We start from the raw sequence: 13,012 nt of genomic DNA, 5'->3' as shown, positions 1-13,012 counted from the left end.
GTTGACCTGGATAGCCTGGATTCCGCCGACTTACGCGTAATCGAGACCTGCGCGGTCAGTTTTTCCTTGCGTGTGTCACCGGCTCATGCAAGGGTTTCTGCTACTGGTCGGCTGGTACGGCCCGGAGGAGGGACATTTGATCAGCGGGGGAAACAGTGATGTGGCGGCCGATGTGGAGGCCACATTACTCATCGCGGATGCGCATCCCTGGACGAGACTGGGGCTTTCCGCGCTGTTGAACGCGGTGCCGGGGCTGCGGGTGGTAGCTCAGGCCGCGGACAGCGAAAGTGCTTGTGCGTTGGCCGAGAGCGCCAAACCGGATATCGTCATCATCGACACCGATTTCCCGGATCTCGGCGGGGCGGAGACCATCCAGCGCATCTTGGAAGCGGACCCCGAGGACCCGCCGGCTGCGCTCCTCGTCACCTCGACGGTCGACGACAATGACATATACTCGGCCCTCCATGTGGGTGCCCGTGGCATTCTCCTGAAGAACATCCCGCCGGAGCAGATGACCGCGGCCGTCACGGCCGCCGCCCGCGGCAATATGGTCTTCTCGCCCGGCGTGATGTCCCGTCTGATCGACATCTGCACCCATCGCACCACGCCACTCGAATACGACGGTTCGAGGCTGGCTACACTCACCATGCGCGAGGCCGAGGTGCTCAAGCTTGTCGCCAAGGGGTACGGAAACTCGACCGTCGCCAAGATTCTTCACATCAGCGAAGCGACAGTGAAGACCCATCTCAACCGCGCCATGGGGAAGCTGGAAATCAGCAGCAGGGCGCAAGCCGTCGCGTTGAGCTATGAGTTCGGCCTGGTGATACCGCGGCAGCGGGTCTCGGGCCCGATGCCGAATGCCAACAGCGCATAGCCGCCGCACGACCTGGACGGCCCTCATCCGGCCGTCCAAGTCCGGGTCGTCGGCCTGACCGCCCGTTGGTAGGGTCGCCCGATGTCGGAACGGATATCCCGTAGGGATTCATCACAGGGCGGCAGTCTCCTTTCCGGTCGTGAATTCAGGGCGCTCTGGCTGGCCTACGCCCAGTCCGTTCTCGGCGACCAACTGGCCAAAGTGGCGCTTTCGCTGCTGGTCTTCGACCGCACGGGCTCCCCGGCCTGGACCGCGCTCGCCTACGCCTCACCACCCTGCCCGCGCTGGTGTCGGGCGTGGCGCTCGCCGGCCTCGCCGACCGGTTCCCGCGTCGCACGGTCATGGTCGGATGCGACATGGTCCGCACCGCCCTGGTCGGCCTGATGGCGCTGCCCGGGATGCCGCTGCCGCCGCTGGCCGCCCTGGTGGTCCTCGCGCAGCTCGCCGAGGCGCCGTTCGCGGCGGCGCAGGGCGCCCTGCTGCCCGCGGTGCTGGGCGAGGGCGCGTACGCACGCGGCCAGCGGCTCATGTTCATCACCCAACAGATCGGCCAGGTGCTCGGGTTCGCCGCCGGCGGTCTGCTCGTCGCCTGGTTGGGCCCGCGTCCGGCCCTGGCGGCGAACGCGGCCACCTTCCTGTTATCCGCCGCGCTGATCCGCACCGGGGTGCGCGACCGCGCGGCGGCCGGCGGCCGCACGGCCGGTCCCGGCTGGGGGCACGGGTGACGGGCGCGGCCGGCCTCATCTGGTCGGACCGCCGGCTGCGGGCGCTGGGCTGGCTGGCCGGGTTCATCGTGCTGCCGGAAGGCCTGGCCGCGCCGTTCGCCGCCGCGGCCGGGGCCGGCCCGGCGGGGGCGGGTCTCCTGCTGGCCGTGCACCCGGCCGGGCTTGTGCTCGGCGCGGCGCTGCTGGGCGGGGCCCGGGTGACGGACGGACGACGGCAGCGCCTGCTCGGCCCGCTGGCGGTCGGTGCGACCCTGCGGCTGGCCTGCTACCTGCTGACCCCCGACGAACGGCGGGGCCAGGCCCTGGGCCTGGCCAGATCCGGACTGATCTTCGCGCAGGGGGGCAGGGGTCGCGGCCGACGGCCTGGCGGCGGACATCACCGGCAGCCCGGCGGGGACGATCGGGGTCGCGGGAGTCCTGGGAACCCTGCGTGCGCTGGCCGCGGCCGGAGCCTGGTCCCGGGCCCGGCAGGGGCCGCGCGGCGCGCGGGGCCCGCGCCCCCGGGGGCCGGAGGAAAAAGAAAGCGTTTTCGAAGCGGACACGAAGTGAGGTGCGCCAGCATGGTCGGGCAAGCCCTGGCACACCACCGTAGGTGGATCTGTCTTCGGAGCTCGTTCGCGGTGCGTGGCGCGCAGCGCTGACCCTTCAGAGGCGGCCTTGGGCGCCACACGGCGTTCTTGAGGAAGAAGGCAACACCCGGCTCATGACGCTCTTCTCGTTCCGCTCCTGCTTCGACGGAGCCGTGCCGCCGACGGTCGCCGACCCCGCGGCGCTCGGCACCGCCGCGTTCCGCGCCGTCTCCTACTGTGAACCCTTCCGCGCCGCCTCGGGGTACGGCTGGTACCTCTACCCGCCGCTGGACTGCTTTGTGAAGTGGGACGGGACCTCCTTCCGCTGGCTCGCCGAGGGCTGCCCCGACTGGCTGCCGCTGACCGAGGTGGCCGCCCAGACCATGCTGCGCGTGCGGGACGGCGAGGCGCCCGACGACGACCCCGTGCTCGGCCTGCCCGTCTTCTCCGCCGCGCCCGAACCCGGACTGCTCCAGGTGTGGACGGGCCTGATCGCGCGCACCCCGCCCGAGTGGAGCCTGCTGGTGCGGGGCGTGCCGAACCTGCCGGGCAGCCTGACGTACGAGGTGCAGGACGGGCTGCTCGAGTCCGGCTGGTGGCACGGACCGCTCGTGGGCAATCTGCGGTTCCGCCGCACCGACGAGGTGGTCCGCCTCTCCCGCAGGTCCCCGCTGTCCGCCGTGCAGCCGGTGCCGTCCGAGGCGTATCAGAGCCGGACGCTGCGTCAACTGGACTTCATACCGGCCGACTCCGACAGCCTGCCGGAGACCCGGCAGATGATCGCCGACGCCCTCGCGGTCCGGCACGACGACCGGCCGGGCGGCTACCGACGCGAGGTGGCGCGCCGTCGGCGCGGCGACGAGACGCCGGACGCCAAGGCCGCGTCGCCGCAGTAGCCTTGGGCCCTGCCCGTGCCGACTGCCTGTGCCGACGGCGGATCTTCTGCCGGAGCATCGAAGACGAGAACGCCAGATGCGCAACCAGCTGCTAGGCCCCGTGACGGCCACCGGCCCGGAGGAGCCCGTGCCCGCGGCCGGGCCCCAACGACGGGGGTGATGGCGGCCCTGCTGCTGCACGCCAACCGCGTGGTGTCCGAGAGGCAGCTGTCCCACCTGGTGTGGGGGAACGACCCGCCGCCCAGCGTCCGCGGACAGATCCAGGTCCATGTCTCGGAGCTGCGGAAACTGCTGGGCCGCGGCACCATACTCCGACAGGCGCCGGGCTATCCCATCGTGGTGGGGCCCGGCGAGCTCGACCTGCACGCCTTCGACGAGGCCGTGGCCCGGGCCCGGGACGAACTCGAAGCCGGCCGCCCCGAGCCTGCCGCCGAACGGCTGCGCGCCGTGCTGGACACCTGGCGCGGCCCGGCGCTGGGCGGGGTGACCGAACCGCTCCGCGCGCTGGAGGGACCCGGGCTCAACGAGCGGCGGCTCAGCGCTCTGGAGGACTTCTTCGACGCCCGGCTCGCCGCCGGCCGGCACATCCACACCGTCGGTGAGCTGCAACAGGAGGTCGTCCGTCACCCGTTCCGGGAGCGGCTCCAGGTGCAGCTGATGCTGGCGTTGCACCGGTGCGGCCGTACTCCGGAGGCTCTCCAGGTGTACGCGGACACCCGCGCCCGGCCGGCGTCCGAGGTGGGCATCGAGCCGGGCCGGTCGCTGCGCGACACCCACCTGCGGCTGCTGCGCGACACCACCGAGTGCGCGGCGGACACCGGCGTCCCGGCCCTTCTGCCCGCCGTCTCCCCGGCCGGCCGCGGGCCGCTGGTTGAACAGGTGCTCGTTCCCCGGCAACTCCCTCCGGACGTACCGCTGTTCGTTGGCCGCAGCGAGCAGCTGGCGTGCCTGGACGGCCTGCTCGAAGCCACCGCGACCACCGTGGTCGCCGCGATCGGCGGCGGCCCGGGGGTGGGTAAGACCTCGCTCGCGGTGCACTGGGCCCACCGGGTCCGCGACCGCTTCCCCGACGGCCAGCTCTACCTGCCTCTGTGCCGGCGCGGGCCGGACGCGTCGGCGCTGGACCCGGCGGAGGCGACGGCCGCCGTGCTGGAGGCGTTCGGCGTGCCCGGGCCGCGGATCCCGGCCGGTCGGGCTGCCCGGTTCGGTCTCTACCGCAGCGTGCTGGCCGGCCGGCGGGTGCTCATCGTGCTGGACGACGCCCAGGACGCCGACCAGGTGCGGCCGCTGCTGCCGGGTGTTCCCGGCTGCCTCGTCGTGGTGACCAGCCGTACTCTGCTGGTCGGTCTGGTCGCCGCCGAGGGCGCCCGGCCCGTCACCCTCGACCTGCTGTCGGCCTCCGAGGCCCGCGAGTTCCTGGCCCACCGCCTCGGCGCGGCCCGGGTGGCGGCCGAACCGGAGGCGGCCGACCAGCTCGGCGAGGTGTGCGCCCGGCTTCCGCTCGCCCTCGCGGTCGTGGCCGCCCGCGCCGCCACCTGTCCGCACTTCCCGCTCAGCACGCTGGTCGAGGAGTTGCGGGACGCCTGCGTGGGCCTGGACGCGTTGGACAGCGGAGACCCGGCGACCGACCTGCGCGCGGCCTTCGCCCGCTCGTACCGCTCCCTCAGCCCGTCGGCTGCCCGGCTGTTCCGCCTGCTCGGCCTCCACCCGGGGCCGGACGTCACCTCCGCGGGCCTGTTGGGCGAACCGGTCCGGAGAGCCCGGGCGCTGCTCGCGGAGCTGAGCCGGGCCCACCTGGTGACCGAGGACGCACCGGGCCGGTACCGCAGCCACGACCTGCTCCGCGCCTACGCCCTGGAACTCACCGTGGCCCACGACACCGACGAGGACCGCCGGGCCGCCCTCCACCGACTGCTCGCCCACCCTCCGCACACCGCTCACCGGACGGCTCGGCCGTTCCCCGCCCCGGGGCTGATCCCGACCGGACCCGGCTGCCGGGCCGTGCCCTCCCCTCGTCGCCCAGGCAACGAGGCGGTGTACGAGATCGAGGAGTTCCGGTAGCCGCAGCGAACGATGCCCCTCCGCTGATCGCGGTTGCGGCGGGCGCCGGGTGCGGCTCCGGACGGCGCTGTCCGGGGCCGCTCCCGGGGTACGCCAGTGGCGGGTTGGCGCGAGCTCAGCCGCTCGTCTCCGGGCGGTCGGGGTGGGACCACTCGGTGTGGAAGGTGCCGGGGCGGTCGGTGCGCTGGTAGGTGTGGGCGCCGAAGTAGTCGCGCTGGCCCTGGAGGAGCGCGGCGGGCAGGCGCTCGGCGCGCAGAGTGTCGTAGTAGGCGAGGGCCGTGGAGAAGGCGGGCACGGGGATGCCGCGGCGGGCGGCGGAGGCGACGATCTCGCGCCAGGGCACCTGGGCGTTGGCGATCTCCGCGGCGAAACTCTTCTCGGCGACCAGGCTGACCAGGTCCGGGTCGGCGGCGTAGGCGGCGCGGATACGGTCGAGGAAGGAGGCGCGGATGATGCAGCCGCCGCGCCAGATCCGCGCGACCGCGCCGAGGTCGATCTTCCAGCCGTACTCGGCGGCCGCGTCCTGGACCATCTTCCAGCCCTGGTCGTAGGCGATGACCTTGGAGGCGTACAGGGCGTGTTCGACCTGGGCGGTGAACCGTGCGGCCTCGGTGCGGCTGAGCGAGGGCGTGGTGCCGCCGGGCAGGCCGCGGTAGGCGGCGCGCAGCTCGGCCTGGCCGGAGGCGGCGCGGGCGAAGGTGGCCTGGGCGATGGCGGTGACCGGGGAGGCCAGGTCCAGGGCGGTCTGCACGGTCCAGCGGCCGGTGCCCTTCTGGCCCGCGGCGTCGGCGACGACGTCGACGAAGGGGGTGCCGGTGTCGGCGTCGGTGTGGGCGAGGACCTCGGCGGTGATCTCGATCAGGTAGGAGCCGAGCCGGCCCTCGTTCCAGGTGCGCAAGATGTCGGCGATCTCGGCGGGGGTGTATCCGGCGACCTGGCGGAGCAGGTCGTACGCCTCGGCGATGAGCTGCATATCGGCGTACTCGATGCCGTTGTGGACCATTTTGACGAAGTGTCCGGCGCCGTCGGTGCCGATGTGGGTGGCGCACGGCTCACCGTCGATCTTCGCGCTGATGGTCTCGAACATCGGGCCGAGGACGGTGTACGACTCCGTCGAACCGCCGACCATGATGGACGGGCCGTTGAGGGCGCCCTCCTCGCCACCGGAGATGCCGGTGCCGACGAAGTGGAGGCCGCGCTCGCGCAGCGCGGCCTCGCGGCGGCGGGTGTCGGCGAAGTGGGCGTTGCCACCGTCGATGATCACGTCGCCGGGTTCCAGCAGCGGGGCGAACTCGTCGATGACGGCGTCGGTGGCCGCGCCCGCCTGCACCATGATCACCAGGCGGCGGGGGCGCTCCAGTGCGGCCACGAACTCCTTCGCTGTCTCGGCGGGGACGAAGGTGCCCTCGTGGCCGAACTCCTCGATGAGCGCGCGGGTACGGTTCGCGGTGCGGTTGTGGACGGCCACGGGGTAGCCGTGGCGGGCGAAGTTGCGGGCCAGGTTGCGGCCCATGACTCCCAGGCCGGTGACGCCGAGGGAAGCGGAAGTGTTCATGGGGCAGTTCCTTGACTGTGGCATGCGGTCAGGGGGCGGGCGATCCCGTGACAGCAGATACGGAGCAGGGGCCCGGACGTCTCAACGTCGGCGGGACGACAGGCCCGGGCCCGGGTCCCCGCGCGGCGCACGACCCGCCCCGACCTGGCCCGCGGGCCTCGGATAACCTGCCCTCTGCCCCAGGCACACCCTTGACAGTCGGAGCACATGATGAGCGGCGAGAGCGGCACCTTCTCCCAACGCGTATCCCGCCTGGGGGAGCGCCGACGGGCCCAGTACGCGCCGTTGTTCGACGGCCGGCCCGAGGTCGCGATCGCCAACACGCAACTCCTGCCCGACCAGGCCATCCAGCTGGCCACCGCCTATGGCTACCGTTACGCCCGTACCCAGGGCACCAAGTCCGTCCGTCGGCGGATTTTCGTCCCCGACCCCGACCCGGCGGTGCGGTTCGAGGCGCTTTTGCCCGGCACGCCCTGGGAGGTGGCCGAGGCGCACCCGGCGTTCCACGGGCGCAGCGCCCGCGCCGCCCGCAACCACGCCGCGATGATCAGAGGCGAGCGTAAGCTCGTCAAGCTGGTGCCGGTCATGGTGGTGGTACTGCTGGGCATCGGCGGGATGGCCATGCAGGCCATCACCACCGACAAGGCGGCGTTGCTGGTCCCCGCCGCCTTCTTCACCCTCCTGGAGGCGGCCCTGGTGGCCATGATCTGGGCCGGATTCCGCAAACAACGCCAATTGGAAGCGGCGGCCCAGCGATTGATGCGACAGTTTCCCCCGCATGGCTTCGCCCCGCACTGAGCGGTGACCTTGTGGTGCGGGCGGACCGGACCTCAACCCCTTATAAGTACGGATCATCACGACAAAACAGAGAGGAGCAGCATCCCCGATGAGCTGGGCAGCCCATGACATCAACACGGGAAGCGCGCATTCCGCGCGCATGTACGACTACTTCCTGGGCGGGAAGGACAACTACCCCCCGGACCAAGAGGCGGCTGAAAAGGTGCTGGCCGTCCTGCCGCACGCGCGCACCATCGCGCGGAACAATCGATACTTCATGCGCCGGTCGGCACGCATGCTCGCCGAAGAGGCCGGGATCCGCCAGTTCTTAGACATCGGGACGGGGATTCCCACCTCGCCCAATCTCCACGAGGTCATCCAGGAAATCGCCCCCGAGGCACGCATCGTCTACACGGACAACGACCCGATCGTGCTGACGCATGCCCATGCCTTTCTCACCAGCGTCCCGCCGGGGAAGACCGCCTACGCGGAGGCCGACCTGCGAGATCCCCGCAGCATCCTCACCGCTCCCGAGCTGCTTGAGACGCTGGATCTGACCAAGCCGGTGGCGTTGATGATGATCTCGATTCTGCACTTCGTCCCCCCGGAATACGATCATTACGCCATCCTCGGCGAGCTGGTGGACGCGCTCCCCTCCGGGAGCTACCTGGCGTTGACCTACGGCACCTCGGACTTCGCCCCCCAGGAGATGAAGCGCGCGGCGGACGTCTACGCGGCATCACGGGTTCCGGTGCAGCAGCGCCGGAAGGAGGAGATCCAACAGTTCTTCCGGGGGCTGGAGCTGGTCGAGCCCGGCGTGGTCCCGATCCACCGCTGGCGCCCCGACGACCCTTCGCTCAGTGAGCTGTCGGATGCGGACGTCTCCATGTTCGGCGGCGTGGCCAGAAAACCTTGAGCCACCCCTCGCCGGCCCTACGCGGCCACCGGCCCTACACGGCGCGCGCCAGCCCCTCCCACCGCACCCGCCACCGCCCGTCGGACGGGAAGCCGGGCGCATCGCCCCCGGCGCTGTCCCACCCGGCGGCCATCAGGGCCACCGCGTAGAGCAGTCCGCCCGCGCCCGGGAAGTACGGCGTGGCGACCCGGGAGCCGCCGAGCGGCATCCCGGCGTCGTCGAACCCGAACTTCTCGTGCAGCAGGAAGCCGATGGCGCGGTCGGGCCCGCCCAGCCGCGCCGCGTTCATCGCGAGCATCGGGAAGTCCCAGCCCCAGGCGGCGTCCCAGGCCCACACGTCCCACACCTTGCGGACGGTGGCGCGCATGATCGTCACATCCACGTCGTGTCCCGGCAGCCAGCCGTACAGGCCGACCAGCGAGGGGTGGTCGAAGATGTACTCGGTCCACATCTCGCGCACCCCCTCGTACACGACGTACACCCCGTCCTGGACGGGCAGCGGCGCAAGTCCGTCGAGCACCGCCTCCCAGCCGGGGTCCGCCGGCCGCCCCAGCCGCAGTGATCCGCACGGCGACCGCGTCCACATCCGGGCCGCAGCTCGTCCGCACCGCAACGGGGCTGCCCTCCAGGGTGAACCGGCTGTGCAGCGTGCCGGTCCTCAGGTCCAGCCGCTGGTGACAGCCGCTCAGATCGGCCTCGACCGCCTCGGTCCCATCGGTGCGCAGCAGCCTCAGGCCGATGCGCGCCAGGTTCATCCGGTGCGGGTTCGCCCTCAGCCAGTCGGAGAGTTCCGGGTGCTCCGGGCCGGGGATGTCATAACGGACCGGCCGGCCATGGGTGTCCCAGACCTGTCCGGCGAAGTCCGACGGGGCCTGGCCGTCCGGAAGCGGGTCGCTGTGCCACCCCCAGTCGGACAGGGTGGCGAAGGGCAGAAAGGTCTGCAACCCCGTCACATCGACGCCGAACGCGAGCTGTCCATGACCCACCTGCAGCGGTGTGTGAGGGTCGCCGGCCGTACGGACCACGTCATGGCGCGACACGACCGCGCGAGCTGCTCGGGGGACAGCTTCTCGAACAGGAACAGGGAGCCGATCTCCGCCGGGTCGCAGGGTGGTTTGTTCATGACTGCTCCAGATACCGGTGCACCAGCATGACCGCCATGGCTCCCTCTCCGACAGCGGAGGCGACGCGCTTCGCGGACTCGGCACGCGCGTCTCCCGCCACGAACACACCGGGGACGTTGGTCTCCAGGTGGTACGGCGGCCGGTCCAGCTCCCAGCCGGCCGGAGGGCGCCCGTCGGCGGTCAGATCGGGGCCGGTCAGGATGAATCCGAGGGAATCCCTGAGCACGGTGTCGCCCAGCCAGTCGGTCAGCGGGGCCGCGCCGATGAACACGAACATCCACTGGGCGTCGATGAGCTCGGCGTGGCCGGTCGTGGTGTCGCGCAGGGTGAGCCGCTCCAACTGGTGCGCGCCATGGGCGGCCTCGACGACCGTGTTCGTACGCACCGAGATCGTGGGCGCGTCCATGACCTGCTGGATGAGATAGTGCGACATCGAGGCCGACAGGGACGCCCCGCGCACGACGAGGGTGACCGACTTGGCGCCCCGGGCCAGATGCATCGCGGCCTGGCCGGCGGAGTTCGCGCCCCCGACGATGTAGACGTCATGGTTCTGGCAGGCGGCCGCTTCGGTCAGCGCGGAGCCGTAGAACACTCCGCACCCGGTCAGGTCGGCCACGCCGGGCGCGTCCAACTGCCGGTACGACACGCCGGTGGCGAGGATCACGGAGTGCGCGGCGATCGCGGAGCCGTCCGAGAACCGGACGACGCGCGCCGCGCCGTTGACCTCCAACCCGGTGACCTCGCGTGCGGTCAGTATCTCGGCGCCGAACTTCGCCGCCTGGCGGCGGGCCCGGTCCGTGAGCTGCGCCCCGGACACGCCGTCCGGGAAGCCGAGGTAGTTCTCGATCCGTGAGCTCTGACCCGCCTGGCCGCCGGTCGCCGAGCGCTCCACCAGGACCGTGCGCAGCCCTTCGGAGGCCCCGTACACGGCCGCCCCGAGCCCGGCGGGTCCGCCGCCGATGACGACGAGGTCGTAGAAGTCGGCCGCCGGTGACGTCGCCAGACCCACCCGGGTGGCGAGGTCCCGGTCCTCGGGCTCGACGAGCGCGGTGCCGTCCGGGGTGACCACGAGCGGGAGCCGCAGTCCGTCCTGGCCCGCCGCGGAGAGCAGCCGCCGGCCTTCCGGTTCATCGGACGAGTACCAGCGGTACGGAACCTGGTTGCGGGCCAGGAACTCCCGTACGTCCGATGAACGCGCGGACCAACGGTGTCCGACGACCTTGGTGATGAACACCGGCCGGTGTTCACTGGCCTGCCAGGCCTCCAGCAGGTCGTCCAGGACCGGGTAGAGCTTCTCCTCGGGCGGGTCCCACGGCTTGAGCAGGTAGTGGTCGACGTCGACGACATTGATCGCGTCGATGGCCGCATCGGTGTCCGCGTATGCCGTCAGAAGCACGCGGCGGGCGCCCGGGTAGATGTCGAGCGCCTGCTCCAGGAACTCGATGCCGTTCATCCGCGGCATGCGGTAGTCGGCGAGGATCACCGCCACGGCGTCCCCCCGCAGCTTCAGCTCCCGAAGCGCGTCCAGAGCGGTTTCCCCGCACTCCGAGCGCACCACACGGTACGCTGCGCCATAGCGTCGCCGCAGGTCGCGGGCTACGGAACGGGACACTCCAGGGTCGTCGTCCACGGTCAGGATGATGGTCCGCGCTGTGTCTGCGGCCTGTGCCATGCGTCTCCCAGCCCGGGCCGAGCGGCGCCCTCCTGGCGCCGCCAGTCCGTGTGCGTGTGTGCGCCGGTGGCCCCATCATATGGAGGATCATCCTGCTTCGCTATGAAAAATCCCGTTGACGGCCCGGCGACCGGTGGGGGTAAGGAGGGGTTGTCCGCGTGGGTGAGGGTCGTCCACGCGTTGAAGTAGTTGTCCGTACCGGACGGCCGGTGTGCCTCGGTGTACTTCTGGGCGTTGGGCATGGCGGTGCCGAGGCGGTTGTGGAGGGCGTTGTAGCCGACCTCGGTGACCTGACAGCGCACAGGGCGGTTCTGGTTCGTGCCATCCGATGACCTCTTCCGTTCGCGAATGGGAACGCAGTTCCGAATACGGATAGGATTGGCCTGGGCCATGGGGGCCCCTTGTGGACATGTCAATGCATGGGTCGCTACTCCGGAACGGGCCTGTGTGCTGCCGCTCAGGCACGCGGCAGCACACAGGCGGCGGCACACAGGCAGTGGGGATCTCAGGTCAGCGTCGAGGTGTTGACCACGAAGCGGTACCGGACGTCGGAGGCGAGGACGCGGTCGTACGCCTCGTTGATCCCCTCGGCCGGGATGATCTCGACCTCGGCGCCGAGGCCGTGCTCGCCGCAGAAGTCCAGCATCTCCTGGGTCTCAGGGAGCCCGCCGATCAGCGAACCGGCGAACGACCGGCCCTTCCTGATCAGCGAGAACACGTGCAGCGACAGCGGTTCGGCCGGCGCGCCCAGGTTGACCAGCGCGCCGTCCACGGCCAGCAGGCCCAGGAAGGCGTCCAGGTCGATCTTGGCGCTGACGGTGTTGATGATGATGTCGACAGCGTCCGCCAGCTTCTCGAAGGTCTCGGGGTCGCTGGTGGCGTAGTAGTGGTCAGCGCCCAGGCGCAGCCCGTCGTCCATCTTCTTCAGCGACTGCGACAAGACACTGACCTCGGCGCCCATCGCGCGTGCGAACTTGACGGCCATGTGGCCCAGCCCGCCCAGGCCGATGACGGCGACCCTCTTGCCGGGACCGGCACCGAAGCGGCGCAGTGGCGAGTACGTCGTGATGCCCGCGCACATCAGCGGAGCGGCGTGGTGGAACTCGAGGCCGTCGGGCATCTTCAGGACGAAGTCCTCGGTCACCACGATATGGGTGGAGTAGCCGCCCTGGGTGAGCCGACCGTCCTTGTCGACGGAGCCGAAGGTGAGGGTGCCGCCACCTTGGACGCAGTACTGCTCCCGGCCGTGGCGGCAGTTGACGCAGGTGCGGCAGGAGTCGACCAGGCAGCCCACGCCGACCCGGTCGCCGACGGCGTGCTTGGTCACCTCGGAGCCGGCCTGGGTGACGACGCCCGCGATCTCGTGGCCGGGGACGACCGGGTAGGTCACCGGGCCCCAGTCGCTGCGGGCGTGGTGGATGTCGGAGTGGCAGATGCCGCAGTACTTGATCTCGATGAGCACGTCGTGCGGGCCGACCTCACGGCGCTCGATGGTCATCGGGGCGAGCGGTTCGGTGGCCGACGTCGCGGCGTACGCGTTGACGGTGAGCACGATTTCTCCCAAACGCGGTTGCGATTGATCCTTCAACAGCTTGGGTGATGTTGGTGGCGCCCTTGTCGACGCCGCCGGCCCGGATGCGGCCCTCCCGGCGGGCCCGGGTGCCCCGGTGCCAGACGGAGGTGGGGCCGTTGACGGACCGGACGCAGATCTCGTCGTCGTGGCGGATGACCCAGATCGTCCGCCGGCTGCTCAGCCCATTGTCTCGCCGCAGGGATGCCACCCGCAGCTCTTGCGTGTTCTCGAGCCGGGTGAGCTCATCGCTCGTCCAGCCCATGGGTGCGA

At 71.1% G+C, this 13,012-nt stretch carries 12 protein-coding genes; 6 read left to right on the top strand and 6 right to left on the bottom strand.

Features of this window, described 5'->3' with window-relative positions; translation table 11 throughout:
* The first annotated feature begins 85 nt into the window (after positions 1–85).
* From PV419_RS20185 to PV419_RS20170, 4 genes are all read left to right on the top strand, one after another.
* Positions 86–874, top strand: coding sequence for a response regulator transcription factor (locus tag PV419_RS20185; protein ID WP_319690834.1), 789 nt, complete (start codon positions 86–88; stop codon positions 872–874).
* Positions 875–1,170: 296 nt separating this feature from the next.
* Positions 1,171–1,599, top strand: coding sequence for an MFS transporter (locus PV419_RS20180; RefSeq protein ID WP_319690832.1), 429 nt, complete (start codon positions 1,171–1,173; stop codon positions 1,597–1,599).
* Positions 1,600–2,302: 703 nt separating this feature from the next.
* Positions 2,303–3,064 (top strand): DUF6065 family protein, encoded by a 762-nt coding sequence (locus PV419_RS20175; protein ID WP_319690831.1) that lies wholly within the window; start codon positions 2,303–2,305, stop codon positions 3,062–3,064.
* 159 nt (positions 3,065–3,223) lie between these two features.
* On the top strand, positions 3,224–5,125 hold the full coding sequence (locus tag PV419_RS20170) for a BTAD domain-containing putative transcriptional regulator (RefSeq protein WP_319690830.1): 1,902 nt from the start codon (positions 3,224–3,226) through the stop codon (positions 5,123–5,125).
* 115 nt (positions 5,126–5,240) lie between these two features.
* Here PV419_RS20170 and gndA read toward each other — a convergent pair whose 3' ends face one another.
* Positions 5,241–6,680 carry an NADP-dependent phosphogluconate dehydrogenase gene (gndA, locus tag PV419_RS20165; RefSeq protein ID WP_319690829.1) on the bottom strand — a complete coding sequence of 480 codons (1,440 nt, stop codon included), beginning with the start codon at positions 6,678–6,680 and terminating at the stop codon, positions 5,241–5,243.
* A 210-nt stretch (positions 6,681–6,890) separates the two neighbouring features.
* Here gndA and PV419_RS20160 point away from each other — a divergent pair, with 210 nt between their 5' ends.
* Together PV419_RS20160 and PV419_RS20155 are read left to right on the top strand one after the other, a co-directional pair.
* A complete protein-coding gene (locus tag PV419_RS20160; RefSeq protein ID WP_319690828.1) occupies positions 6,891–7,478 on the top strand; it encodes a hypothetical protein in 588 nt (195 codons plus the stop codon).
* Positions 7,479–7,566: 88 nt separating this feature from the next.
* Entirely contained in the window at positions 7,567–8,373 is an 807-nt protein-coding gene (locus PV419_RS20155; RefSeq protein WP_319690826.1) for an SAM-dependent methyltransferase, read from the top strand.
* Between the two features lie 34 nt (positions 8,374–8,407).
* On the opposite strand, the gene PV419_RS20150 is transcribed toward PV419_RS20155, so the two are convergent.
* The 5 genes from PV419_RS20150 to PV419_RS20130 form a co-directional block, all read right to left on the bottom strand.
* The gene (locus PV419_RS20150; protein WP_319690825.1) at positions 8,408–8,893 is read right to left on the bottom strand and encodes a hypothetical protein; all 486 of its coding nucleotides are present in this window, start codon (positions 8,891–8,893) and stop codon (positions 8,408–8,410) included.
* 429 nt (positions 8,894–9,322) lie between these two features.
* On the bottom strand, positions 9,323–9,496 hold the full coding sequence (locus PV419_RS20145; RefSeq protein WP_319690954.1) for a hypothetical protein: 174 nt from the start codon (positions 9,494–9,496) through the stop codon (positions 9,323–9,325).
* The gene (locus PV419_RS20140; protein WP_319690824.1) at positions 9,493–11,169 is read right to left on the bottom strand and encodes an FAD-dependent oxidoreductase; all 1,677 of its coding nucleotides are present in this window, start codon (positions 11,167–11,169) and stop codon (positions 9,493–9,495) included. Before PV419_RS20140 ends, PV419_RS20145 begins: the two co-directional genes overlap by 4 nt.
* A gap of 505 nt (positions 11,170–11,674) precedes the next feature.
* Positions 11,675–12,721, bottom strand: a complete 1,047-nt coding sequence (locus tag PV419_RS20135) for an NAD(P)-dependent alcohol dehydrogenase (RefSeq protein WP_319690823.1) — start codon at positions 12,719–12,721, stop codon at positions 11,675–11,677.
* Positions 12,648–13,004, bottom strand: a complete 357-nt coding sequence (locus PV419_RS20130; RefSeq protein WP_319690822.1) for a DUF2255 family protein — start codon at positions 13,002–13,004, stop codon at positions 12,648–12,650. Before PV419_RS20130 ends, PV419_RS20135 begins: the two co-directional genes overlap by 74 nt.
* Positions 13,005–13,012 lie beyond the last annotated feature (8 nt).

Origin of the sequence: Streptomyces sp. ME19-01-6 (assembly GCF_033793745.1) — a bacterium.
In the GTDB taxonomy this organism is placed as follows: Bacteria; Actinomycetota; Actinomycetes; order Streptomycetales; family Streptomycetaceae; genus Streptomyces.
Note: the sequence above shows the minus strand (reverse complement) of the source record. Positions and strands in the feature narration are given on the sequence as shown.